Origin of the sequence: Halobacillus campisalis, from assembly GCF_030345335.1 — a bacterium.
GTDB classification, from domain to species: Bacteria; Bacillota; Bacilli; order Bacillales; family Halobacillaceae; genus Halobacillus_A; species Halobacillus_A campisalis.
Map to the genome: position 1 here is coordinate 659347 of NZ_JAPVRC010000002.1, position 24020 is coordinate 683366.

General features: G+C 40.4%; 24 protein-coding genes and 1 pseudogene. 19 read left to right on the plus strand and 6 right to left on the minus strand.

Features of this window, described 5'->3' with window-relative positions:
- Positions 1 to 17: 17 nt before the first annotated feature.
- The 4 genes from thrC to O2Q26_RS07395 all read left to right on the plus strand — a co-directional run bounded on the left by thrC (position 18) and on the right by O2Q26_RS07395 (position 3848).
- Positions 18 to 1127, plus strand: a complete 1110-nt coding sequence (gene thrC / locus O2Q26_RS07380; protein WP_289215280.1) for a threonine synthase — start codon at positions 18 to 20, stop codon at positions 1125 to 1127.
- A gap of 204 nt (positions 1128 to 1331) precedes the next feature.
- The gene (locus tag O2Q26_RS07385; RefSeq protein ID WP_289215281.1) at positions 1332 to 2303 is read left to right on the plus strand and encodes an ATP-binding cassette domain-containing protein; all 972 of its coding nucleotides are present in this window, start codon (positions 1332 to 1334) and stop codon (positions 2301 to 2303) included.
- Entirely contained in the window at positions 2293 to 3072 is a 780-nt protein-coding gene (locus tag O2Q26_RS07390) for an ABC transporter permease (protein WP_289215282.1), read from the plus strand. The genes O2Q26_RS07385 and O2Q26_RS07390 overlap by 11 nt, the downstream gene beginning before the upstream one ends.
- Positions 3073 to 3236: 164 nt before the next feature.
- On the plus strand, positions 3237 to 3848 hold the full coding sequence (locus O2Q26_RS07395; protein ID WP_289215283.1) for a metallophosphoesterase family protein: 612 nt from the start codon (positions 3237 to 3239) through the stop codon (positions 3846 to 3848).
- Positions 3849 to 3943: 95 nt separating this feature from the next.
- Here O2Q26_RS07395 and O2Q26_RS07400 read toward each other — a convergent pair whose 3' ends face one another.
- On the minus strand, positions 3944 to 5137 hold the full coding sequence (locus tag O2Q26_RS07400) for a cytochrome P450 family protein (RefSeq protein ID WP_289215284.1): 1194 nt from the start codon (positions 5135 to 5137) through the stop codon (positions 3944 to 3946).
- Positions 5138 to 5293: 156 nt separating this feature from the next.
- Here O2Q26_RS07400 and cidR point away from each other — a divergent pair, with 156 nt between their 5' ends.
- The 3 genes from cidR to O2Q26_RS07415 all read left to right on the plus strand — a co-directional run bounded on the left by cidR (position 5294) and on the right by O2Q26_RS07415 (position 7267).
- Positions 5294 to 6187 carry a cidABC operon transcriptional activator CidR gene (gene cidR / locus O2Q26_RS07405; RefSeq protein WP_289215285.1) on the plus strand — a complete coding sequence of 298 codons (894 nt, stop codon included), beginning with the start codon at positions 5294 to 5296 and terminating at the stop codon, positions 6185 to 6187.
- A gap of 173 nt (positions 6188 to 6360) precedes the next feature.
- Positions 6361 to 6921, plus strand: a complete 561-nt coding sequence (locus O2Q26_RS07410) for an acyl-CoA thioesterase (protein ID WP_289215286.1) — start codon at positions 6361 to 6363, stop codon at positions 6919 to 6921.
- Entirely contained in the window at positions 6893 to 7267 is a 375-nt protein-coding gene (locus tag O2Q26_RS07415) for a hypothetical protein (RefSeq protein ID WP_289215287.1), read from the plus strand. Before O2Q26_RS07410 ends, O2Q26_RS07415 begins: the two co-directional genes overlap by 29 nt.
- Positions 7268 to 7305: 38 nt before the next feature.
- On the opposite strand, the gene ald is transcribed toward O2Q26_RS07415, so the two are convergent.
- Positions 7306 to 8436: an alanine dehydrogenase gene (gene ald / locus O2Q26_RS07420; RefSeq protein ID WP_289215288.1), complete on the minus strand. Its 1131-nt coding sequence runs from the start codon at positions 8434 to 8436 to the stop codon at positions 7306 to 7308.
- A 106-nt stretch (positions 8437 to 8542) separates the two neighbouring features.
- Positions 8543 to 9793 carry a PucR family transcriptional regulator gene (locus O2Q26_RS07425; RefSeq protein ID WP_289215289.1) on the minus strand — a complete coding sequence of 417 codons (1251 nt, stop codon included), beginning with the start codon at positions 9791 to 9793 and terminating at the stop codon, positions 8543 to 8545.
- Positions 9794 to 10048: 255 nt separating this feature from the next.
- Here O2Q26_RS07425 and O2Q26_RS07430 point away from each other — a divergent pair, with 255 nt between their 5' ends.
- The 4 genes from O2Q26_RS07430 (at position 10049) to O2Q26_RS07445 (ending at position 14108) form a co-directional block, all read left to right on the plus strand.
- Positions 10049 to 11257, plus strand: coding sequence for a CHAD domain-containing protein (locus tag O2Q26_RS07430; RefSeq protein ID WP_289215290.1), 1209 nt, complete (start codon positions 10049 to 10051; stop codon positions 11255 to 11257).
- Between the two features lie 141 nt (positions 11258 to 11398).
- Positions 11399 to 12220, plus strand: a complete 822-nt coding sequence (locus O2Q26_RS07435) for an ABC transporter permease (protein ID WP_289215291.1) — start codon at positions 11399 to 11401, stop codon at positions 12218 to 12220.
- 64 nt (positions 12221 to 12284) lie between these two features.
- Entirely contained in the window at positions 12285 to 12998 is a 714-nt protein-coding gene (locus O2Q26_RS07440) for an ABC transporter ATP-binding protein (protein ID WP_289215332.1), read from the plus strand.
- Positions 12999 to 13019: 21 nt separating this feature from the next.
- On the plus strand, positions 13020 to 14108 hold the full coding sequence (locus O2Q26_RS07445; protein ID WP_289215292.1) for an ABC transporter substrate-binding protein: 1089 nt from the start codon (positions 13020 to 13022) through the stop codon (positions 14106 to 14108).
- Positions 14109 to 15069: 961 nt separating this feature from the next.
- Here the strand turns inward: O2Q26_RS07445 and O2Q26_RS07450 are convergent.
- Positions 15070 to 16611: an AbgT family transporter gene (locus O2Q26_RS07450; protein ID WP_289215293.1), complete on the minus strand. Its 1542-nt coding sequence runs from the start codon at positions 16609 to 16611 to the stop codon at positions 15070 to 15072.
- Positions 16612 to 16999: 388 nt separating this feature from the next.
- On the opposite strand from O2Q26_RS07450, the gene O2Q26_RS07455 reads away from it, so the two are divergent.
- The 6 genes from O2Q26_RS07455 to O2Q26_RS07480 all read left to right on the plus strand — a co-directional run bounded on the left by O2Q26_RS07455 (position 17000) and on the right by O2Q26_RS07480 (position 20698).
- The gene (locus tag O2Q26_RS07455; RefSeq protein ID WP_253936035.1) at positions 17000 to 17341 is read left to right on the plus strand and encodes a PadR family transcriptional regulator; all 342 of its coding nucleotides are present in this window, start codon (positions 17000 to 17002) and stop codon (positions 17339 to 17341) included.
- A complete protein-coding gene (locus tag O2Q26_RS07460) occupies positions 17338 to 17874 on the plus strand; it encodes a DUF2812 domain-containing protein (RefSeq protein ID WP_289215294.1) in 537 nt (178 codons plus the stop codon). The genes O2Q26_RS07455 and O2Q26_RS07460 overlap by 4 nt, the downstream gene beginning before the upstream one ends.
- A gap of 38 nt (positions 17875 to 17912) precedes the next feature.
- Complete coding sequence (locus O2Q26_RS07465; RefSeq protein WP_289215295.1) at positions 17913 to 18989, plus strand: NAD(P)H-dependent flavin oxidoreductase; 1077 nt, start codon at positions 17913 to 17915, stop codon at positions 18987 to 18989.
- An 88-nt stretch (positions 18990 to 19077) separates the two neighbouring features.
- Complete coding sequence (locus O2Q26_RS07470; protein ID WP_289215296.1) at positions 19078 to 19497, plus strand: DUF1801 domain-containing protein; 420 nt, start codon at positions 19078 to 19080, stop codon at positions 19495 to 19497.
- Between the two features lie 171 nt (positions 19498 to 19668).
- The gene (locus O2Q26_RS07475) at positions 19669 to 20040 is read left to right on the plus strand and encodes a VOC family protein (protein WP_289215297.1); all 372 of its coding nucleotides are present in this window, start codon (positions 19669 to 19671) and stop codon (positions 20038 to 20040) included.
- Positions 20041 to 20056: 16 nt separating this feature from the next.
- Positions 20057 to 20698 carry a FusB/FusC family EF-G-binding protein gene (locus O2Q26_RS07480; RefSeq protein WP_289215298.1) on the plus strand — a complete coding sequence of 214 codons (642 nt, stop codon included), beginning with the start codon at positions 20057 to 20059 and terminating at the stop codon, positions 20696 to 20698.
- Positions 20699 to 20744: 46 nt separating this feature from the next.
- On the opposite strand, the pseudogene O2Q26_RS07485 reads toward O2Q26_RS07480, so the two are convergent.
- Together O2Q26_RS07485 and O2Q26_RS07490 are read right to left on the minus strand one after the other, a co-directional pair.
- Positions 20745 to 20897: pseudogene (locus O2Q26_RS07485) on the minus strand (M4 family metallopeptidase); the annotation flags it as partial.
- Positions 20898 to 21108: 211 nt separating this feature from the next.
- Positions 21109 to 21414 carry a response regulator gene (locus O2Q26_RS07490; protein WP_289215299.1) on the minus strand — a complete coding sequence of 102 codons (306 nt, stop codon included), beginning with the start codon at positions 21412 to 21414 and terminating at the stop codon, positions 21109 to 21111.
- 479 nt (positions 21415 to 21893) lie between these two features.
- Here O2Q26_RS07490 and O2Q26_RS07495 point away from each other — a divergent pair, with 479 nt between their 5' ends.
- A complete protein-coding gene (locus O2Q26_RS07495; RefSeq protein ID WP_289215300.1) occupies positions 21894 to 22421 on the plus strand; it encodes a hypothetical protein in 528 nt (175 codons plus the stop codon).
- 166 nt (positions 22422 to 22587) lie between these two features.
- Positions 22588 to 23487, plus strand: a complete 900-nt coding sequence (locus O2Q26_RS07500) for an NAD(P)/FAD-dependent oxidoreductase (protein ID WP_289215301.1) — start codon at positions 22588 to 22590, stop codon at positions 23485 to 23487.
- The last annotated feature ends 533 nt before the right edge of the window (positions 23488 to 24020 follow it).

The following is a 24020-nucleotide window of genomic DNA, read 5'->3' on the forward strand; positions in this document are numbered from 1 at the left end:
TTGTGGAAGAGGAGTCGATGAGCGTGGACTATCTTTTTATAGACGAAAGCCTTAATGAATATACACCCGACAAACATCAATGGAGACCGAAATCAGGTTTGTTTAATGTAAAGCCTTATAAAACGAGCTTTCCACTCGAGAAAATCAAAACTCGTTCAGCCTCACTTTGGAGGTATAAAGAAGCCCTCCCTTTTCGCAAGGATGAATATTTCTCTTCCTTGACGTTAGGAGAAGGGATGACGCCGCTTGTTTCTTTTAATTCGACAGAGCCTAACTTGCTCATGAAAATGGATTACCTCATGCCGACAGGTTCCTTTAAAGATAGAGGGGCTGCAGTTTTAATAGCAAAAGCTTTGGAGCTGGGAGTCACCTCCGTTATCGCTGACAGCAGCGGGAATGCAGGAACTTCAATAGCGGCTTATTGTGCTCGTGCTAATATGAATTGCCACATTTACGTACCCGATTCAACTTCTCAAAAGAAACTTGGACAGATAGAAGCTCATGGGGCACAAATCCATAAGGTTTCCGGGTCACGAGAAGCTGCAGCGTTGGCAGCCATGAAGGCGGTAGAAGCAGAGCACAAATTTTATGCTAGTCACGTCTATAACCCCTTCTTCTATGAAGGAACAAAAACGTTCGCTTTTGAAATATGGGAACAGCTCGGATTTCAGCTGCCGGATACTGTTGTACTTCCCGTAGGAAACGGTACCCTTCTTTTAGGTGCATTTATTGGTTTTAAAAACCTGAAGGAAGCTGAAGCAACTGATAAGATTCCTAAAATAATAGGGGTCCAAGCAGAAGGATGCGCCCCTATTGCTAAAGCCATTCGAAATAACCTCAATGTGTCAGCGGTAAAAAATAAAGGAACTCAGGCGGAAGGAATTGCGATTGCCGATCCTGCGCGTGGAAATCAAGTGTCAGCTGCTGTGAAAAGCACAGGAGGAAATATCGTTACTGCGCCGGAAGAAGGCATCGATGCTGCGCAAAAGGAACTGGCTCAAAGAGGTTTCTTCGTTGAGCCGACAACAGCAGCTACTTACGCCGCTTTTAACAAATACCGAGATAGTATTACAACTGTTGATGATGTCGTTGTTATGTCATTATGTGGGTCAGGTTTAAAAAAATAAGAAGGATAGCGCTCTCGTTCCCAGTGGAGCTTTTAGTTTTTTTAATTTTGTCCATAATAAATGAAAAAGCACTATCTAATAAAGATTTTAAAGTATGGCGTTAGATAGCAGCCGATTACTGGATGCTATCTAACGCTTATTCGTGTATTCTGAATGTAGAATGATTTTCGACACTTGTGCCGAAAAGGAAGGGGACATCGTCATATGAATGGGACAATTAAAGTGAAACACTTAGCTAAAACTTTTAAAAAAGGGGATGTCAAAGCTGTAAAAGATGTAAGCTTTGAAGTGAATGAGGGCGAATTCTTTGCTTTCCTTGGCCCGAACGGTGCAGGGAAATCAACGGTCGTCCAGATGCTTACAACATTAATTAACCCTACAGGCGGCGAAGCTTTTGTAGCTGGTTACGATGTAAGCAAGAACCCTGGGGAGGTCAGGCGTCACATCGGTGTCGCTTTACAAGAGACTGGAGTCGATCCCGATCTTACAGGGCGGGAAATGATAGAACTGCAGGCACTCATTTTCGGTTATCAGAAGGAGGAGGCTAAACAAAGATCTGACAAATTGTTAGATATCGTTCAGCTTCAAGAATCGTCCTCAAGACGGATCGGTAATTATTCCGGGGGGATGAGAAGAAGGCTTGACTTGGCATTGACTCTCGTCCATGAACCCAAAATATTATTTTTAGATGAGCCTACTACTGGGCTGGATCCTTCTAATCGTATTGCCATTTGGAAAGAATTACAGAGGTTGAATAAGGAAAACGGGACGACGATATTTTTAACGACTCAGTACTTAGAAGAAGCCGACTCTCTTGCTGATCGCATCAGTATTATCAATAAAGGACTAATTGTAGCATCAGGTACACCACAAGAATTAAAAGCGCAAATCGGTAATGATTTGATTACTCTGACGTTTGCCAAGCAAGAAGACTTAATGAAAGCAAAAAACGCCTTGGAAACTGAACTTGAAATGGCAGATATCATTATTCAAAATGATCGGTTGAATCTTTATGTGAACGAGGGGAATAAACAGTTGCTGCAGGTGGTCCGTGTGGTAGATCAGTATGGACTTGAGATCGAAACAACTAACTTATCTTCTCCTACATTAGATGATATATTCCTTAAAATAACCAACGAGCCAGAAACCGAAGGGAGTGGAAACGATGGGGAATAACGTATTCAAGGATACTTGGCTGATTACGAAGCGGAATATTATGACTACCCTTCGAAATCCTTTTTCTTTCATCCCGAACCTTGTGATCTCTGCGTTCTTCTTACTTGTTTACGAAGGAGGTTTAAGCGGGATTTCAGAGCTTCCGACATTTGAAGGCGCCAATTATCTGGCCTTCATTCTTCCAGTTTCTATCGTTTCCGCTGCAATAGGCGGCGCAGGGGGAGCTGGACAGGGTATTGTCAAAGATATCGAAAATGGGTTCTTTTCCAGGCTTTTATTAACCCCGGCCTCACGATTAGCTATTGTCCTCGGGCCCATCATTGCGGGCATGCTTCAGTTATTCGTCCAGACATTGCTGATTCTGGGGATCGCTTATTTATTGGGGCTCGAGTCAGCAACCGGTTTTGGAGGGATTTTGTTCGTCATTCTCATTGCAATAGGATGGGGACTGGCTTTTGCCGGTTACTCAGCTGGTGTAGCGCTCCGAACAAAAAATGCCCAGGCGGCCCAGGCGGGTACGTTCATCTTTTTCCCGCTTATTTTTCTTAGCACCACGTTTGTACCTTATGAGCTGATCGAAGCTCAATGGCTGAAAGTCGCAGCGACGATCAACCCTACCACTTATATTTTCGAAAGTATGAGAACAGTCTTAATTGATGGATGGCACTTTTGGGATTTGATGCAGGGTGTTTTCGCGATTCTAATTGCCTGCTCTATTACGATAACCTTTGCTGCTGTTTCTGCTAAGAAAGCCGTTTCCCGCGGATAGGCGAGCAGTATATTGCAAAGTAGATTAAATTCGCGCAACAAACACCAATTTTTAACAGATTTTTGTAAAAGAAGGTTTCAATACCTCTAAAAAAAGATATATAGTTCCTAAAGGCTTTATGCTGTACTACGTGCAGGCAGCAAGTCTAGAAGGAGGATGTATCCGTGCGTTACCTTGTAGTTTCAGATATACATGGAGAAATTGATAAATTCGAGAGTTTACTCGCCAAAGCTTCGTATGAACCTGAGAAAGATCAATTGATACTGCTTGGTGATTATGTTGATAGAGGTCCTAATTCAAGAGCAGTTGTGAAAAAGGTTAAACAGCTCGTGGAGGAAGACGGAGCTATAGCCTTAAAGGGAAACCATGATGATCTTTTCATCAGGGCCAAGTACGAAGAAGTAGCCATGGAGCTTTGGAAAATAAATGGAGCGTCCAGTACAATCAAATCGTATGGCAGTAATATCGAAGAAGTGAAAGAACATCAAGAATGGTTAAAAGACAATCTATCGCTTTATTATGAAACAGAAGAGTACATCTTCGTACATGCAGGCTTAGAACCTGGCATTCCAGTAGAGCAGCAAGAGGAAGAAATTATGCTATGGACACGAAACACCGCGAAAGTCGGACTAGGAAAAACCGTGGTACACGGTCATACACCAGTCAGAGAAATTTCCTATTATGAAGATCAAGTCGATATTGATACGGGCGCCGTTTATGGAGGTAAACTCACACTATTAGAACTACCTACTCACGAAGTATATACAGTCTCATAGGATTAGACCGAGAGAAGAAGACGCGATGAATCTATATCGCGTCTTTTTCTAGTCCGGTCTATTGGAAAGAACTTACTGGGAGGATCTTTCGTTTCTTAACCAACTGCAACTTTTAACTCACTTAAACCTCTCAGTAAAAAGACGTGTTGCCAGCGTGGATGGGAATCATACAAACGTATGTCAGGGAATGTGGTTAACAGTTTTTTTATCGCAACGTTTCCTTCCAAACGAGCGAGTGGAGCTCCCAGACAAAAATGGATACCGTAGCCGAAAGCGATATGTGGATTCTGGCTTCGTGTAATATCAAATGTCTCCGCATTTTCGAATTTATCTTCGTCACGGTTAGCGGAACTTAAAGAAGCGAGAACGAGATCTCCCCTCCGAATTGTTCTGCCGTGGAAGTCAACGTCCTCTTCTGCCCAGCGGGCGGTCGAAAAGTCGACTGGACTATAAAAGCGAAGACCTTCTTCAATGGCGGAATCTGTAAAAGTCAAATCGGCTTGTAATTTCTCAAGTTGTTCGGGGTGTTCAAAAAGAGCCAGCATCGTATTGCCAATAAGGTTTACAGTTGTTTCATGTCCTGCAATGATAAGGAGCACAATCATCGAATATAACTCTTCTCGATTTAGTTGATCACCTTCCTCTTCTGCCTGCAGCAAGCTTGAGATTAAATCCTCTTGCGGATTCTCTTTGCGCTCGTCAAACAGCTTTTTTAAATAAGTAAGGAAATCTTCCGTATCGTGGATGAAGTCAGCTTCTAAATTATCGGCGGCAGACAGAATAGTTTGGGACCATTTTCTGAATTTGTTACGATCTTCAGCTGGAACACCAAGCAATTCGCTGATCACAATGATCGGCAGTGGAAACGCAAAGTCTTCGATGAGATCAATAGCTCCTTCTTTTCTACTTATATCTGCTAAAAGTTGATCTGCTATCTCGCTGATTCTAGGTTCCAACTCTTTTATTTTCTTTGGGTTAAAATAAGGCTGAACCAATTTGCGAAGCCTAGTGTGGTCCGGCGGATCTACGTCAAGCATCATATTTTGAAAGACCGAAGTAATGAGATCGGGCTCTTCGGATGAGGAATGCTCCATAAATTTACTTTGATCCTTAATAAAACTCTTCGATTTAAGCAATTCTTTGACATGATCATACTTTGTAACGATCCAGGACGTCTGTTCACCAGTTTGTGACATAGGAAAAATTGGGTCAAGACTTCGTAATTGTTTATAAAAAGGATAAGCACCGACTTTGAAATTGGAATGATAGACTGTTTCGGTTGTTTCCAATGTAAATGTCCCCCTGTACTCATTTTGACTGGCTGGTCAATCTGATTAAAGTATATAGAAAAAGGTAAAAACTCTCAAATTTTAAAGGAATGCTTTCCAATAGGACACAATGAAATGATAAAGTAGATGATAACAAAGATGGAATAGGAGAAAAACATGGATATTAGACATCTGAAGTATTTTATAGAAGTTTCAAAGTTTAACAGTTTTACGAGGGCCGCCGATCATTTATTCATTTCCCAGCCTACAATCAGTAAAATGATAAAGAATTTAGAAGAAGAGCTCGGGGTCGACCTTTTTGAACGTTCGAGGAAGCAGCTCACTCTTACTGACGCCGGACGGGTTATATTAGATCAAGCTCAAACGATTGATAAAGCATTTAATAACCTTCAGACTGAGCTGGATGATTTACTAGGATTACAAAAAGGACATATCCGCATCGGTCTACCGCCAATTATGGATGCTGACCACTTTATTAAAATACTAGGCGAGTTTCATCAACTCTATCCAAATATCACCTTCCAACTAGTAGAAAACGGGGCGAAGAAAATTGAAGAGGGTATACGTGAGGAGAATCTGGACGCAGGTATTACGGTACTTCCGACAGAAGAAGAGGATTTTCATTACTTTTCTTTTATGAGAGAGGAGTTAAGAGTTGTCGTTCCGCCTACTCATGAACTTGCAGACCGGAAACAGATAAAGCTTGAAGAATTGAAGGATGAACAAATGATTCTATTTAATAAAGACTTTGCATTAAATGACCGGATAACAGCTGCGTGTAAGGAGGCGGGTTTTTTGCCGAAAGTCGTGTCGGAAAGTTCTCAATGGGATTTCATAGGAAAAATGATCACAGCAAAGCTAGGATTGTCGATTTTACCTTACAGCGTCTCTGAACTGCTCAAAGAAGACGTAAGAACAATAAAAGTTATAAAACCAAAGATTGAATGGGATTTGGCGATTATTTGGAGAAAAAATCATTACTTATCCTACGCTGCCAAAGAGTGGCTGACATTCACTCAGGAACGGCTGACTATTGGAAGCACCTCATAGAGGTGTTTTTTTATGGGGATTATTACAATATCATGCCTGTAAAGTATGGTTGTAAGCAGTTCCATAGATTTTATCTATACTGGCTATGATATATAGCTATTTCACTTTCACAAGAACGGCTTATACACTTGTTATATAGAACGTATTCCAGTGAAAGAAAGGAACTATGCATGATGTCAGAAATTAAAAGACCAAACGAAAGTTTAATCGTGAATACAGATCAAGTGATGATCAATGATTTAAATAATTACAACACGTTGTTCGGCGGGGTGTTAATGAAAAAGCTTGATAATAATGCGACGCTCTCAGCCCGGCGTCATTCCAGAGTAAAAGAATGTGTAACGGCTTCTACTGATTCGATTGATTTTTTATATCCAATTACTCAATCAGATTCCGTCTGCGTGGAATCGTTCGTATCTTATACCGGCAGCAAGTCTATGGAAATTTTCTGCAAGGTAATCGCTGAAGATATGATTTCAGGAGAACGCCGAATGGCTGCGACAGCGTTCTTGACATTTGTTGCCCTTGATGAAGATAAAAAGCCGATAAAGGTTCCTGAAATTTCACCAGAAACTGAAGAAGAGAAATTTCTTTATGAGTCTGGTAAAGAGCGCGCAGAAACTCGTAGAATTCGAAGAAAGCATAGTAAGGAATTGACGAAAATGATCCAGCTGGAGAAACCTTGGGAAAAAGGAGATGTAGACTATGACGACTATGTTAGCGGGATTAAATGAAATTTATAGAGCTCAAGAAGATTTAGCACAATTGAAAGGGGAGCATGAAGGTCTATACGAACAGCTCCACCACGTAGTCAGTCTGACAAGACAGCTTCAAATCAAGTATGGATATATGGGAGCGTTGTTAAGAGACGAAGATCTTCCGGCGTATGAACCGAAGTTTGTGAGGGATTCGATTCTAAGTCTTTATCAACATGAAGTACAAAATTTAAAAGACCATGAAGAAATCCAGCAGGTAAAAGATTTGATGAAAAGACATCGTAAAGTAGGAGATTCCAAGTTGTTTCTCTTAATTCTCGGTGCTAAACCAGAACTGCTGCAAGGATCAACGATTATGAAATGAAGAAAGCAGTACCTGTAAACTCAGGTACTGCTTTCTTTTTAGGAGTGGGAAAGTTGTTTCATCGCTTCAGTAACAGGGACATATTCATAGTCCAGGTCATGAGCTACAGCTTTATACGTAAGTTTTCCACTCATTACATTTACACCTTTTTCAATGGCTTCATTCTCTTCCACAGCGCTATAGACGCCTTTGTTTGCAATTTGCAAAGCGTAAGGAATCGTCACGTTCGTTAAGGCAATAGTCGCTGTGCGAGGTACGGCCCCCGGGATATTGGCGACAGCATAATGAAGGACACCGTGTTTTTCATAAATAGGATGATCATGCGTAGTAATATGGTCTACCGTTTCAAAGTTACCTCCTTGGTCGATGGCAACGTCTACAATCACAGACCCGGGATTCATAGATTTCACCATATCTTCCGTGACAAGTTTTGGTGCTTTAGCTCCCGGGATCAGCACTGCACCTACGACGAGGTCGGAATGCTTAACGGCTTCTGAAATGTTGTAAGGGTTAGACATGAGAGTCTGGACATCTGCTCCGAACAAATCATCCAATTCACGCAAGCGAGCAGGATTCAAATCGATGATGGTCACTTGTGCACCTAGACCGACCGCAATTTTTGCTGCGTTTGTTCCCACGATGCCTCCGCCGATAATCGTTACTTTTCCACGGGTCACCCCAGGTACTCCACTCAAGAGGATTCCTTTACCGCCAAATGACTTTTCTAAATATTGAGCACCAATTTGAGAAGCCATTCGTCCAGCAACTTCGCTCATAGGAGTTAGTAAAGGAAGGGCATTGTTTACGCTGACGGTCTCGTAAGCGATGGCTGTTACTTGCTTCTCAACTAAAGCTTTGGCCAGTTCGGGTTCAGCAGCCAGATGCAAGTATGTAAACAAAATCAATCCTTTGCGGAAATATCCATATTCTGCTGGAAGAGGCTCTTTAACTTTCATGACCATTTCAGCACTTTCCCATAATTTTGAAGCGCTTTCAATTATAGTGGCTCCTGAATTCAAATATTCTTCATTCGTAAAGTTGCTGCCAAGTCCAGCTTCAGTTTCTACAAGCACAGTGTGCCCCGCTTTCACTAAATTCACTACACCAGAAGGCGTGATAGCAACTCGGTTTTCATTATTTTTGATTTCCTTTGGAACACCAATGATCATGTTGTTTTCCACCTTTCATTCAATCAAGTTACTGAAAGTATATCCTGTTCTATTACAATTTTGTTTAGGGAGAATATAAAAAAGGAACGAGATGATTTGTGTAAAATCACAAATCATCTCGTTCCATGTGGTGAATAAGTAAATCCAAATACAATGTCGTCTTTTGATTATTATCTTTCAGGTCGATTTGACCTATTTCTTTTATTCGTTTTAAGCGATAATTCATCGTATTTGTATGGATATGCATATATTTCGAAGCTGAATGGACATTACTGTTATGGATCAGAAAAACTTTCAGCGTGTAAACTAACTCGCTTTTATTGGTTCGATCGTAATCATATAATCTTTCAAGATAGATGTTATGGTATTGCTCTCGGCTGCGAAGGGAAGCTAACTCGTTGATAAATTGAAAGACTCCGAGTTCTTGATAATTAGAGGTGTTTTGTAATTCTGTTGAAAATTGTTCCTTTAATTCCAGTACTTTCAACGCTTGCTTATAACTGTCCGTAATATTTTCGGGGGATTGATATACAATGCCGAATGATCCTTTGACTGCTTTTACTTGAAGCCTTTCACTCATTTTTGTCATGAAGTCATGAATGAAAGTATTACAGAGGAGAGTGGCATCTTCATAAGCATCGGCACGGATAAGTAATACCAGCCGGTTCTCATCGAATAAACGACTGACGACTCTCGTTTGCTGAAGCGTTTCTGTTAAGTAATAAGCATGGCGCTCTATCGTCGGATTCATGTATTCATCGAATTCAAATACTGCAACACACAGTTGGCCTGACATTTTTATACCAAAACGTTTTGCGTGCCGCATGATTTCTGAATGGCCACGAAGAGTGCCCGTAAGCAGCTGCCAGAAAAATTCTTTTTTATCTTCTTCAGATTTATTTTTCTTTGCTTGATGATGAAGCAGCTGATGACTCACGAGCTTAGCAGCATCTTTAATTTGCTGCAAATGATGGCTTGTTACTTCGACTTCATCGGCTTGCGCCCAGATGAAGCCTAAAAGCGTTCTATTTTTACGAACGGAAACAGCGATACGGTTGCCTAGACCGATTTCCTTGATCGAAGCGACAATGATTGGCTCACCGCTTTCGAACAGCTTCGACATTACTCCGCGTTTCCATAAACTGTTGATGACTTTCTCGGGAACTTTGCGTCTCATAATGGTAGCACTTCTAGCTTCATCTACATTTTCCTCATGTTTACTATAGGAAACGATACGATGATTGGCATCCTCGATGGTTATGGGAAAACCAATAATATGTGCTATACGGTCTGCCAATCCTTCCGGAGAATCGAACTTTTCATCTATAAGGTCTGCTTGGAATTGGGAATGACTCATGCAAGTGCTCCTTTATTACATAGATAATATTATTTTATCATGGTTGCCAAACTTGAAAAACTTTAATTGTATGGCTTTCAGAAGGATAAGGAGGTTCATTTACTGAACGCTCCTGCTTTTTATTATCTGACCAGCAGTATCGTCAAAGTAATTAGTAAGGATGGTTGAAAAAAGTTTTGGAAGTCCAGTTAAACTTTCTCATTATAAGGGAAGAGTAAAGGTAACAGAACTTCCAAAAGGTGGATGGTTACTTTTATGACTACAACTTATATGAGGCAGTTGGATAAAATGGGGCGTTTAGTGATCCCAAAAGAAATTCGAGATGAACTTTCATTGAAAGATCAGCATCTAAGCATGAAGCCGCTGAAAGGCGGGCAAGGCCTTAAGGTATTTAAAGAGAATTCTCCAGAGGATCCTAAGACATTGGATCGTTATGGTCGTCTTGTAGTCCCTATTGAAATGAGGCAGGAACTCGGCTGGGATGTAGGGAAAAAGATTGAAATCAACGTATCAAATAATGAAGTTGTTTTAAATGGAAAATTCGAAGTGTGCGAAATATGCGGTAAAGATAAGTCGCTTATCAAAGTTAATACTAATTACCTCTGTGAGGATTGTTTGAATGAGGCAAATCAAGGTTTGGTTCAAAGGTGGGCTTCGCAGCTGAATTCACTTAAAGATGATTATGTGAGTTATACGGAGCGTTTATTGGACTTCAAAGATCCAGAGGATGTCCACCAGGCAAGAGTATTGGGCCGCCGCATAGAGGCTTTGCTGAAATTCTTAAATGTATCGTCCAATCATCAAATTCTAGATACATTGACAGAAGCCCATAGCCAATTGGGTGAAATTAGAGAGAGGGACGTCTTGATCGAGGCATTTAAAAAGCTTGAAGAAGAGAGTGATGATGAAAAAAAAGCAGAGGTATTCGCTCAAATTCATCAACGTGTTGAAAAGAAAAGAGTAAAATATCGGGATAAACTGGATCGGAAACTTCCTAAGCTTGTTAATAATAAATTTTTAGATCAATGGAACAATTTTATTGAGGCAGAGCTGCCTGCTTATGTACTGCCGCTGAATATAGGCGAGCGATTGGAATATTATGAGAAATCATTTGACCAAAAGGCAGAGCTATTCTCTGAAGTATTCAAAGAAAAAGGGGCTTCCTCTAATAAAAGCCTGGACTCTTTACATGCAGTAAGAATTAGTTCAAAGTATCTTCGTTACATTTATCGGTACCTTAATCAAATGTATGATGAGGATTATAAGACAAAAGCAGACCACTATGAAGATATTCAGGATCAGTTTGGCGATATCAATGACTTAAAAGACTGGCTGGATGAAATCGACAATCATACAGATAAAATAGATGCCAAGAAAAAGCATGTGAAGGCTGTGAAAAGACAGCTCAAGGATGAATTGGAGAAGAGAATGAACGAAGTGAATATAGAAAAAATTCATAGTTAAAGGGTTGAGCAGTTCCATGAGGGACTGCTTTTTTTTGTGCTTTTTACTTCATTGGAAACAATTCTTCTTTTCTCACCCTGTAATCACCTATCACACTTCTAGGCACGGGCACATATGATTTTGTTAAAGAGGTGGTGAAGAATGAGGGAGAAACATATTGATCCAATACATGATCCCATTGCGGTTGAACAAGAAGATTGGAGAAAGAGACAGATTAGAAACAGGTTCAAACAAGTCCTCACCATATCTTCGCCTATATTCATCTTATTACTATGGGAGTTTTTATCAAGAACTGACTTAATCGATGCGAGGTTCTTTCCGCCCCCGACGAAAATAGTTGGAACATTTCTCATGATGGGCACAAGCGGTGAATTATTCAGCCATATCGGCATATCTTTATACAGGATTTTCGCAGGCTTTCTATTAGGCGTCATTCCTGCCATTATTTTGGGGTTAATTATGGGCTTGTATTCACCTATACGTCATTTCTTATCTCCGCTTATCATGGCGCTCATGCCAATTCCAACTCTTGCCCTTCTTCCTATCATCATCATCATTTTCGGAGTAGGAGAAGTCTCAAAGGTGGTCACGATTGCGGGAAGTGTTTTTTTTCCTGTCATCATCAATACCGTGGCTGGAGTTGTTAACATAGATCGTATTTATTTGGATGTGGCTAAAAACTATGGAGCAGACTCAAAGAATTTTTTCTTTAAAATTGCCTTGCCCGGCTCGCTCCCCGTTATGTTAGAAGGTATTCAAATGGGGCAGGCGATAGCCCTTTTAACGATAGTAGCTGCAGAGATGATGGGCGCGAATTCAGGGATAGGTTACTTAATATGGACGTCGTATAAAGCATTTTTACTCCAGGAGATGTACGTGGGTCTCGTGCTTATATCATTCTTTGGATTTTTATTCTCACTTATTCTAAGGGGATTCCAGAACAAGCTATTGCCATGGAGGTGATGAGGTGGCAGCAAAGATTTCGATCCGCGACTTAACCAAGGTCTTTTATAAAAAGGGTAGCAGTATGACCGCTCTGCAAAATGTATCAATTGATGTGCAGGATGGAGAGTTCGTGTGTTTCATCGGTCCGAGCGGATGTGGGAAAACAACACTTCTCCGTATTCTGGCAGACCTTGAGACGCCTAGTACTGGAGAGTTCACCATTGCCCGCGATAAGGAGGACCGTCCACTACAATCCATGGTATTTCAGGAAAAGGGTGTAATCCCCTGGCTGACCGTGGAAGAGAACGTCGCTTTTGGACTGAAGATGAGACACCTTCCTAAAAATATCATTAAAGAGCGTACGTCTTATTATCTCGCTAAAGTCGGCCTGGATAAGTTCGCCAAAATTTATCCTAAAGACTTGTCTGGAGGTATGAAACAGCGGGTGAGCATTGCGCGTGCATTCGCCAACGATCCGGAAATTCTGTTGATGGATGAACCCTTCGCTGCATTAGATGAGCAGAACAAATTCATCCTTCAAGAAGAGCTTTTAAATATTTGGTCAGAAACGAAAAAAACCGTGCTTTTTATTACGCACAGTATTGATGAAGCCCTGCTCCTTAGTGATCGAATCCTATTGATGAGCTCGCAGCCTGGAAGAATCATCGACGAAAAAGTGGTTGATCTGCCCAGGCCAAGAAACATGGAGCAAGTAAGAGCGGACCCAACGATGGCTCATCACTTCAAAGACATATGGAACCACCTCCATAATGAAGTGCAAAATTCTAGAGAGTAGAAGGTAAGAAAGGTGATAGCAATGAAGAAGTTCAAGTTTTTGTTACTCGTCCCCTTATTTTTTGTATGCTTTTTGGTCAGTGGGTGTTCGTTCGGAGAAGATGAAGAAACAGAGAAAGCCATTGAAAAAACATCCGATAGGGATTTAACACCGCTTGAGGAGAATACGTCAGTCTATATTGCGGAAGATGGAGCAGCCTCTGGAGCAGGTTTTTATATCGCCGAAGAGAAAGGGTATTTTGATGAATATAATATTGATGTAGAATTCGTCCAATTCGCGAACAGTGATGATATGCTTCCCGCATTAGCTGCAGGCGAGGTAGATATCGCGGGTGGTGTTTCGACCTCATCATTTTTTAATGCCATTGCCCAGGGGATCGATGTCAAAATCATCGCGGATAAAGGACATTATATAGAAGGCAGCTCTTATTTCTCTTTTGTAGTGAGGGAAGATTTGCAAGATGAAATCAAAGACTATGAGGATTTAAAAGGAAAACGTGTCGCCGTATCCTCTAGAAACGCAGTAGATGATTATATTTTTCAAGAAATGCTCAAGCATGCAGGACTGACCGAAGATGATGTGGAGTTCGTCCTCATGTCTGACTTTGGCAATATGCTTGCTTCTATGGGGAACGGATCCATTGATGCTGCTCTGCAAATTGAACCTTTGATTACTCAAGGGATCGAGCAAGGCATTCACGCCAGGTTAGGCGACGCTACGGATTTCGCTCCGAATGCGCAAATCGCCATGGTTCTCGGGTCTCCGCAGTTCATTGAGAAAGACCAGGATGTGTCCTTGCGTTTTATGGCTGCCTATTTAAAAGGGGTACGTGATTATAATGAAGCGTTCCTTAACGATAAAGGAAGAGATGAGATCATTGATATTATGACAAAACATACAGCATTAAAGGATTCTGCTATATGGGAAAAGGTTTCAATCACGGGGCTGGATCCGAATGGAAGAATGTTTATTGATGACATTAAAAAGCAGTATGATATGTATAAAAAGAATGGAGCAACCCGCGGGGAATTCGATTTCGATGAATCAATTGATACGTCCGTTACTGAAAAAGCAGTGGAAATCATCGGGGAGTATGAACTAACCGAATAATTTGAAGAAGGGCGAAAGCTTCCTAACTTCATAAAACAAACAGAATTTTTCCTACTGTTTGTTTTTTGTGTAATCCTAAAGATTCTTAAGATAAGCTTCTTTAAAAAGAAGGTCGGTTTCGTATTTTGATTTAAAAAAATGGGGTCTTGGGAATAGATCGCTTTCCGCGGGGGTGACGGCCAGCCTCCTCGAGCTAACGCTCTCGAGGGTCTAGCCAGTCCATCCATTCCCGCAGGAGTCTCACCATTTCCAAGACCCCATTACTATCGTTTGAGGAACGAAACCATAGTTTCACACATATAGGATTTATTGTTGCTATGTCTCAGGTTTTGAGCGCTTTCCCCCTTCATAAAAAGGATTGACTATGTTTAATTTCTATAATTCAATAAATAGGTGAAACGCTGAGACGACATATTTGAAAGCGGAAGTACTTCGTTCAGCGGCGTATGGACTGTCTGAGATAAAGAAGAAACCGAAGAACGAACGTGATTCGATGAGACTTATCGTACAGAAGTGATGTAAGCCGTGGGAATTGGACCTAGGCAAGATACTTTGAGGAAGGAAAATAGAATATGTTCAATTTCGAGACAGTTTATAACGCAAGCGAACCGTTTCCCGGAGCCCCTAACTCTAACTAATATCTCGAAAACGACTCCCATAATACTGTCATATCATTGAATATCTCTCTTATAAAATCAACTGCATCGTTTAACATATCATTTTGGAAAATAGACAAGCTATATAAAGTAAGACCATTCTCAACGAGAGAGGTGAAGCAAGAATGGGTAAAAAAGCTAAAAACAAAAGTAAAGAAGATTTGAATGCTTTAAAGAGAGAAAAAGGCGATAAAAAGCAGCATGATGCTAATATGCCGACGAAGTAATACAGAAGGACTAAGTAAAGCAAATTGTCCCAGATTAAAAAAACCAGCTCCCCTTAAATGGGTAGCTGGTTTTACTATTTAATATCTGATAGGCGATCCAGGGCCTAGGTTGTTAGGAATATCAAAAGGAAGATAACCAATTGACATCCATACGATCAAGAATAAGGTCCACGTCACTAAGAAAATAATGGAATAAGGGAACATGACGGAAATCAACGTTCCGATTCCCATTTTCTTATCATACTTCTGTGCAAATGCAATAATAATTGCAAAATAGGTCATCAAAGGTGTAATGATATTGGTAGATGAATCGGCAATTCGATACGCCATTTGCGTCAACTCAGGAGAGTACCCGAGCTGCATCATGATCGGTACGAAAACCGGGGCCATCATTGCCCATTTAGCAGACGCACTTCCGATGAAGAGATTAATGAAACCAGCTACCAAAATAAACATGATAATCAAAGGAATACCGGAAAGATTAATCGACTCAAGAAATTGAGCGCCAAACACTCCGAGAACAAGTCCCATGTTCGATTCTGTAAAGTAAGCGACGAATTGACCAGCAGTGAAAGCTAGGACAATAAACATGCCCATGGATGCCATCGTATCGGACAATTGATCTGCAACGTCCTTATCGTTGCGAATGACCTTCGTAACTTTTCCGTAAACAAGGCCGGGAATGAAGAACAACAAAGCAATAATTGGTACTAAAGAACTCATGAACGGAGATTGTACAATCGAACCATCTTCTCCACGCATGATTCCATTAGAAGGAACGATCAGCAATGCAGTAGCAATTAAACCGATCAGTAAAGCAATTCCTGCAGCCTTCAAACCTTTTTTCTCAAGTGAATCCAATCCTTTAAGGTCTTCTGTGTAATCTCCAGTGTATTTCCCTAAACGGGGCTCCACGATTTTTTCCGTGACCCATGCTCCTACAAAAGTAAGTAAGAATACAGATGCAAAAATGAAGTAGTAGTTCATTGCAATATTCATGCCTTCTGCATATTGAGGGTCAATGACAGAGGCTGCGTTGATCGTCAGTTCTCCAAGCATCGGGTCGGTGGCTGATAGGAAAAGGTTCGCACTGAACCCTGCTGAAACCCCGGCGAACGCAGCCGCTAAACCAGCCAGCGGATGTCTTCCAAGAGCGGCGAAAATCACGGCGCCAAGTGGAGGAAGAACTACGTAACCAGCATCAGAAGCCACGCTGGACATAATACCGGCAAACACTAATCCAAGTGTAACCAATTGCTTAGGTACGGATAGAACAAATCCTCTTAAGCAGGCGCTGATCAGTCCTGTTCTCTCGGCAAGCCCGATACCTAGCATAGTAGCCAATACCACACCGAGTGGAGCGAATCCTATGAAGTTGTCGACCATGCTTTCAAAAATATACTGAATGCCTTCAGCATTTAACAAGTTAGTGACTTCAACCATTTCTCCTTCTTCACCAGGGTGTTCTACGCTTACACCCGTTGCAGAAATGATGGCTGAGAGGGCGATGACAGCAAGCGCCAAAACGGCAAACAATGTAACAGGGTGAGGGAGCTTATTCCCTAGAAATTCAACCCCATCGAGAAAACGCTGAAACAGCCCTCTGCGTTTTTTATCCATACTAGTCGTGCTCCTTTCAAATAACAATATAAAGATATAATGAAAAAATTTTCTGATAATTCATCCGTGAAAATGACCTTTAGACCTTTGACCCGTGTAACATTATATCGGATCATGCTGAAAATTAAATACATTTAGAAAAAGCGCTAAAAATTAAAATATTTAATAAATTTTAAAAAATGAAACAAAAAGTTTTAACACTACAGTTCTTTCTCTTTCCATTCGTTTCTAGGGCTTAGTAATTTTTTTATAGAAGATTGGTAATCAATGCTTTCTTCTGTAAATGAATGGGGCCAGATTGAAGTAATAAACTCGATTGACTTATATATCATTAAACGATACAATTCATTTAACGATATATCATTTAATGATATAAAGAGGTGAAAACATGCCAAGAAATGATGCTTTAGAAAATGGGGAGTTGACCGATACTTCCTACTATATTTTATTGTCGTTAGTTGAACCCAAACATGGATACCTCATCATGAATACAGTCGAGCAAATGACTGATAAACGAATTCAAATCGGACCGGCTTCCATGTATACGACGATTAAAAAGTTATCCGCTGCAAGTTTAATCAAGCTTTATGGAGAAGGAGAAAAAAAGAAAAAAACCTATGTCATTACTGAAAAAGGCAGGAAAATGCTTGAAAGCGAAATAGAAAGAAAAAGAGAGATGGTAAGACATGGGGAAGAAATTTTACTTCAATTAAAGGAGATGGGCTCATGAGAAAGACTAAGTATATAGGCAGCGGGGGTTTGGCATTCGATGAAGAAAAGGATATGGAAAGATTAAGTAAATATGCAAGTGAAGGGTGGATCTTAGAAAAATTCGCTTTTCTTGGGTTCAAGCTTAGAAAAGGGAAAAGTGAATCAGTTGATTTTTCGGTTGCTTATGAAAGCGATCCAGATGAAGATTACTTCGCTTATTTTGAAGCTGCTGGATGGAAGCATGTTTGTTCAACAGGAAATTACATACACATTTTTAGTGCGCCGAAGAACACGACGCCTATATACACTGATAAAGCAAGCATCTTCGATAAATATGAGAAAGAAAAACGCAAAATGGCTGATATTGCTTTTCCATCCCTCATATTCATGGCGATATTATTCATCCTTGAATCTCTCAGTAATTTAAGCTGGGTAGCTGACGTCGTTGGAACTATAAGCTTAGTGTTAGCTTGCCTGACTCTCATCGTCCTAGTTTTCACTGGATTACCTTATTTTGGTTATCAATATAAACTTTATAAGTTAAGAAAGTAGAATCAAAAGGTTTATTATTCCTTTAGGAGGAGATCGTATTGTGGAATACTAACAATGCTTCACAGTTGATGGAGACTAGGTATCCGATTATTCAAGCCGGTATGGCCGGTGGTGTCACCACTCCAGAATTAGCCGCAACCGTATCAAATAGTGGAGCACTAGGTACGATTGGTGCAGGATATATGACACCTGAAGTTCTGGAAAAGGCTGTTATTCAAGTAAAAGACCGAACGGATCAGTCTTTCGGTGTGAATTTATTTATTCCTGAAACTCCACCCATCATGGCAGAAGAGGTAGAGAAAGCCAATATAATATTAAAACCATTTCATGAAGAACTTGGTGTAGAGGCTGCAGAAGTAAAACCACCTACAAGGGGAAATTTTGAAAAACAGGTTGAACTAGTCTTGCAGCATGGCATAAAAGTGTGCAGTTTCACATTTGGAGTTCCTTCAAAACAACTCATTCATGAATTGAAAAAGAATAACACGCTAGTGATCGGGACCGCGACAACGGTAGAAGAGGCTTGCATTAATGAAGAACAAGGTGTTGATATTGTGGTGGCTCAAGGAAGCGAAGCGGGCGGTCATAGAGGAACCTTTGTAAATGAATTTGATAAAGCGATGATTGGAACTATGTCACTAGTCCCCCAAATTGTCGATCATGTAAGAATACCTGTGATAGCCGCAGGAGGGATTATGGATGGCAGGGGTGTTCTAGCTTCTTTGTCGTTAGGTGCTCAAGGCGTGCAAATGGGCACGGCTTTTGTCACTACTAAAGAAAGTGGGGCAAAGAAACAACACAAAGACGCTATTATGCAAACGAATGAAGCTGAGACTGTAATGACCTCGTCATTCAGTGGTAAGCCCGCTAGAGGGATAAACAATCAATTCATAAGAAAAATGAGAAAATACGAAAATGAACTTCCGGCTTATCCTATTCAAAATTCTTTAACGAAGGTAATTAGAAGTGAAGCGGCGAAACAGAATAGAAGTGAATACATGTCTTTATGGTCGGGGCAGAGTCCCAGGCTCAGTAGGGATATATCTGCAGAAGAGTTGATTGAATCTATCGTAACTCATGTGAATCATTCCCTTCATAATATAAAACAGCTATAGAGTTTATAGAAGCGTAATGCAAGGCTTTACAAGTGAATAATCGAAGTACCAATAATAAGTATTAAATCTTCTGAGAAGAGGTGGCAGCGTGTATGAATTGAAAACGAAAGAAAACGATCGTAGTGTCTTAGAATTCATTGAAAGCGTTGAAAATCCGAAAAAACGAGAAGATGCTTATGCTTTATTAGATATTTTCAATGAAACAACAGGGTACAAGGCTAAGATGTGGGGGCCAACCATCATTGGTTTCGGTTCTTACCATTATATTTACGACTCAGGTCATGAGGGCGATGCACCCCTCACAGGTTTTTCACCGAGAAAAGCTAAGATCAGCCTCTATTTTGCCACAGGAGATAACAAAAGAGACGAGCTGCTGAGCAATTTTGGGAAGCATACAACTGGGAAAGCGTGTGTGTATATTAATAAATTGGATGATATTGATATTAAAGTGCTAAAAAAATTGATCAACCGGTCGATGTGTTTTTTGAGAGAAGAGTACCCGCAATGATTGGTTTGATGCCTGGTTGCCTTGCGAATGAGCATGGCTGATCAGGCATTTCTATTTTATGGAACTAAATTTTTCTTTCAACAATATAAAAGGCACATAGCTTGATGAACACGTAAGCAACAAGGATAATAGAGGTAATAAATTTTTGAATAGATGGAAGGGGACAGCCTTATGTACGAGGGGATTCATCATGTTTCGTTATTAGTCAGCGATATAAAGAGAGCCAAAACATTTTACGGAGATGTCTTAGGGTTTCAAGAAAGTGAGGAACGACCAGATTTCGGATTTCCGGGCGCATGGTATCAAGTAGGTTCCACCCAAATTCATTTGATTGTACATGAAGGTGGAAACACACTAAGAGGTACTACAGAAATTGATAGCCGTGATGGTCATTTTGCTGTAAGGGCGGAGGATATAGAAGCAGTTATTGATAACTTGAAGAAGCATAACGTGGAATTTGTCGATAAACCTGATAATAAAACAGAGTGGCATCAGGTTTTCATAAGCGATCCCGATGGGAACCTGATCGAATTCAATAAATAAAGAGGGAGGGGTAAGTTTGGAATCATTTATTCGCAATGACCAGTTCAACTTAATAAAAAGCCAGACACACCAACTGATCAATGGTCACTCCACCGTCAAAGATAATGCAGTGCTCCAAGCGTTAAAGTCTCTATCTGAAGAAAAGGTTCTTCAATCGTTTCAAGAGCTTTCAGTGGAACAAGAAACCATGGTAAAACAAGTGACAAAAATAGAAGACCAGGCCGATGCTGTTCTCGTACTTTCACGACTTAAGCATTATGTACTTCCATTTCCGGAAATAAAAGAAAATACATTAAAAAAATTATTCCCAAAAGTTAAAAAGATGAAATTTCCTTTATTGCTTGATGTCGACCGTAGAGAGTTATCCTATTTAGGATGGGACGACCATGGGGCGCACCGGAAGTATATTGTGTTCCAAGGAGAAGAAGGTCTTCAAGGTATCGCTGGGTCATTTACTAAATCCGGCCAAAATGGAATTTGTTCGATTTGCAGTCAGTACGAACGTGTGGGGATGTTCACAACAACTATTAAAGAATCCGATCAGCATACTGTAAAGAGAGGAAATTATATCTGCCAGGACAGTATGGCTTGTAACCAGCATCTTACGAAAATCGATCCGTTTAATGAGTTTGTAGATCGTTTAATGGTTAACCAATAAACAGACAGGCTGATTCATACGAAAGCAGCCTGTCTAATTGGGAATCTTACTTTACACCAATGGCATCATAAGCCTGGTGTACGGAAAACACTTCCTGCGAATCAATTCCGTACAGGTCTATGGCTGATTGAACCGCAGCCTGCCTCATCATGCTGAAGTCAGAGGTAGCCGTCAAATATTTGGTAAGCGCACGGTAGTAGGATGCGGGCAATCTCTTTATTAGTTAAACCTTTAGATAATTCTCTTAATACTTCTTTGTTCTCGTTGAGTAAGAGTTGACTCAGGTGATAGTGAATGTTTTTGGCTGCGATAATGTATTAACAAATCCTTAGTCATAGATGGGGGAAGCACACAATCCCCTTTATACACGTTCATAATTCAATAAATCAATTCTTTACTCGTTGTTTCTTTTAATAAGTAACCTGAGGCCCCGCATCATGAGCACTTTGTAAATATTGTTTGTCATCAGCTACAGTGAGGATGAGTACTTTACTTGTTGAGTGGTACTGTGTAATATATGATGTTAATTCGATTCCGCTTTCTCCGTGGAGATGGATATCCAATATGATAATATCCGGTTGAATTTCCGTCAGCTTTTCTTTCACTTCTATAGGACGACTCGCTTCTGCGATGTCTTCCATTTTTTCCAAATTGATTACGTGGGAAATTTCATCTCTTAAAACAGTATGATCATCAACTACCATAACACTTATCATAGAATTTTCTGCCTCCTGTTTTAATTACGCAAGAAAAAATACCTAGACGAAAATCATCAAATTCCAACAATTTTATTCTTCATAACGAACGAGTTAGTGACGGTAATCTACAAAAAGCTATTCTAAGACTGATAACATAGTATTGAATAGTTAAATATTGTTTTGAAGCTGTATAATCCCACATGTTCTTCAGAGAACATGTCCTCTAATCTTTATGTATGATACATATATTACCGTTTGGAGCGGTTTCTTTCCACTATAATACAAAACAATGATCTTAATAAAGTAAGTGTGATCTAGTGATTTTTCAGTGTTTATGAACTATAATAATAGGGATATTTTACAAAAAAATTACTAAGTGTTACGTTTGTATCACTGTTTTAGTGTACCTTTGTATGAATTTATCCTTATAAAGGAGATCTATGCACTAATTTAGTCTCTATGAAATGTTAGCAAATGTAATTGAAAAGGAGCATGAAATGTTAAATTCATCTTTCAAAAAAATTATGGCGGGACTTTTTCTCGTCGCATTAATAGGTGTCGGTTTATTAATTTATTTTGTTGTCACTGACATCACTGCACAACAATCCGACAATGAAACGGCTACGGCTGAAACAAACGAAGAAGAAACTTCCACAGATCAAATAGAAGAAACTCAAGAGACCGTTGGAGAGGATCATGTGGAAGTTGGTGATTTTGTCAGTGATACCCATGATTTTTATAACGAAACGACCGGCTACGGGAGAACGGCAAGCATAGATTGGGACGAGCAGCGGTCAAAAGCGGAAGAGGTTTTATCTGAAATCGAGAACCTTTCCCCAGACGTAGAGTCTGACCCGCTGCAAAATGATTTAAGTAAAATCAAGGGACTTGCTAATAACGTCATGGATGGAGAAGAGCTTGATGATGTAAGAGATCTTCATCGGATGTTCCATGATCTTGATATCGCTTTAAATTCATATAATGGATCAGACAAAATTTGGAACGTCACAGAAACTTTGGAATAAGTTACTGACGGTAACCTTTTAAAAGTTTCTGTTTGAAGTTGATTAATAACAAAACGAAAAACCTCATTGCATGGAGTAATGAGGTTTTTCGTTTTGTGTCATTATCGTATATAACTCCTAAAAGGTTGGAAAAATAAAAGAAACAATTAAATGGGAGTTTGTATACATGAAGTATGATTGTATTATAATTGGCGGTGGAATTGCAGGGTTGCAGGCTTCGATTCAGCTTGGCCGCTATAACCGATCCGTTCTAGTCATTGATTCAGACGATGGTCGATCGAACCGATGCTTGAAATATAATAATATTCTCGGGTTTCCAGGAGGGGTGAGCGGACCAACCCTCCGCAATAATGGCCGCTTGCAAGCAAAAGAGTCGGGTGTGGAATTCCTTTTTGGCGAAGTGACCGGACTTAAGAGAAATAAGGCTTTCTTTTCTTTAAAAACAGCATGTGGACTAGAGTATGCAGCTGCGACTGTTTTACTTGCTACAGGAGTTAAAGATCATATTCCGGATATCGACGGTATCCAACAGTGCCTGGGATCCTCCATATATGTTTGCCCGGATTGCGACGGGTATGAAATAACAGGAAAAACTACGTTAATTATTGGGGCGGGTGACGCTGGAGCTTCTATGACTTCTACGCTTTTGTATTGGTCTGATGATCTTACTTATTTCAATCACGGTGGTGGGGAAATATCGCATGTATTATTTCAACATCTGGAAGAGGAAGCAGTGAAAGTGAAGAATGGAACAATCAAAAGGATTATAACGAATGATGGTATTTTTAAAGGTGTAGAAGCAGCAGACGGGTCGACGATCTATGCTGAAAAAGGCTTTATCGCTTTTGGAGGTAATAAAGTAAAAACTGATTTAGCCGTCCAGGCAGGGGCGAAACTTCGTAAGAACAAGCATATAATTGTAGATCCTCAAACTAAAATGACAAGCGTCAAGAATCTCTGGGCAGCCGGAGACGCCTCTGCTCATTCAGAATTAGTTACTGCAGCTATGGGAGAGGGTTCAATAGCTGCGATATGGATTCAAAAGGAATTGAAGAAGCAGAGATAAATATTATAAGCAGTTCATAAGAGTCTTTTTCAACAATATAGCAGGATAGTGGAAGACTTTATTTTGAGATAATCTGGGTTCGTTGCCGTATGAAGCGTCAGGGGTAGTTGGGAAGCTACTCTCTTTCCTGTGGGGGAAGTGGCGAGCTTCCTCGGGCTTTCAAGCCCTGCGGGATCGTCGCCTACATCCTTCTCCCACTTCTTACACTTATATTAGTCTAGGGCGTGGTTCCAATCATAAACCTTATGGGGGACTATCCAGCTCCAGCGCTTAGCGGCTACTGAGACTTCCTTTACTTCTGTACGATAAGTCAACATCGAATCTCTTCGTTCTTCGTGTTTCCTTTATCTCCACCATCTCAGTCCAGTCCATACGCCGCTGAACGAAGCGCTTCCGCTTTTACAAAGGGAGTCTCGCAGCTTCCCAACCACACCAATCGATATGAGATGAACGAACCCCCTTATACTGTTCTTTGAATTATTTTTATCTCCGCCATCTCAGTCCAGTCCATACGCCGCTGAACGAAGTGCTTC

Bases quoted from the DNA above. Each gene is read 5' to 3' on its own strand.
- thrC (WP_289215280.1), top strand. From the start codon at position 18: ATGAGCGTGGACTATCTTTTTATAGACGAAAGCCTTAATGAATATACA.
- O2Q26_RS07385 (WP_289215281.1), top strand. From the start codon at position 1,332: ATGAATGGGACAATTAAAGTGAAACACTTAGCTAAAACTTTTAAAAAA.
- O2Q26_RS07390 (WP_289215282.1), top strand. From the start codon at position 2,293: ATGGGGAATAACGTATTCAAGGATACTTGGCTGATTACGAAGCGGAAT.
- cidR (WP_289215285.1), top strand. From the start codon at position 5,294: ATGGATATTAGACATCTGAAGTATTTTATAGAAGTTTCAAAGTTTAAC.
- O2Q26_RS07410 (WP_289215286.1), top strand. From the start codon at position 6,361: ATGTCAGAAATTAAAAGACCAAACGAAAGTTTAATCGTGAATACAGAT.
- O2Q26_RS07415 (WP_289215287.1), top strand. From the start codon at position 6,893: ATGACGACTATGTTAGCGGGATTAAATGAAATTTATAGAGCTCAAGAA.
- ald (WP_289215288.1), bottom strand. From the start codon at position 8,436: ATGATCATTGGTGTTCCAAAGGAAATCAAAAATAATGAAAACCGAGTT.
- O2Q26_RS07425 (WP_289215289.1), bottom strand. From the start codon at position 9,793: ATGAGTCATTCCCAATTCCAAGCAGACCTTATAGATGAAAAGTTCGAT.
- O2Q26_RS07430 (WP_289215290.1), top strand. From the start codon at position 10,049: ATGACTACAACTTATATGAGGCAGTTGGATAAAATGGGGCGTTTAGTG.
- O2Q26_RS07435 (WP_289215291.1), top strand. From the start codon at position 11,399: ATGAGGGAGAAACATATTGATCCAATACATGATCCCATTGCGGTTGAA.
- O2Q26_RS07440 (WP_289215332.1), top strand. From the start codon at position 12,285: ATGACCGCTCTGCAAAATGTATCAATTGATGTGCAGGATGGAGAGTTC.
- O2Q26_RS07445 (WP_289215292.1), top strand. From the start codon at position 13,020: ATGAAGAAGTTCAAGTTTTTGTTACTCGTCCCCTTATTTTTTGTATGC.
- O2Q26_RS07450 (WP_289215293.1), bottom strand. From the start codon at position 16,611: ATGGATAAAAAACGCAGAGGGCTGTTTCAGCGTTTTCTCGATGGGGTT.
- O2Q26_RS07455 (WP_253936035.1), top strand. From the start codon at position 17,000: ATGCCAAGAAATGATGCTTTAGAAAATGGGGAGTTGACCGATACTTCC.
- O2Q26_RS07460 (WP_289215294.1), top strand. From the start codon at position 17,338: ATGAGAAAGACTAAGTATATAGGCAGCGGGGGTTTGGCATTCGATGAA.
- O2Q26_RS07475 (WP_289215297.1), top strand. From the start codon at position 19,669: ATGTACGAGGGGATTCATCATGTTTCGTTATTAGTCAGCGATATAAAG.
- O2Q26_RS07490 (WP_289215299.1), bottom strand. From the start codon at position 21,414: ATGATAAGTGTTATGGTAGTTGATGATCATACTGTTTTAAGAGATGAA.
- O2Q26_RS07495 (WP_289215300.1), top strand. From the start codon at position 21,894: ATGTTAAATTCATCTTTCAAAAAAATTATGGCGGGACTTTTTCTCGTC.
- O2Q26_RS07500 (WP_289215301.1), top strand. From the start codon at position 22,588: ATGAAGTATGATTGTATTATAATTGGCGGTGGAATTGCAGGGTTGCAG.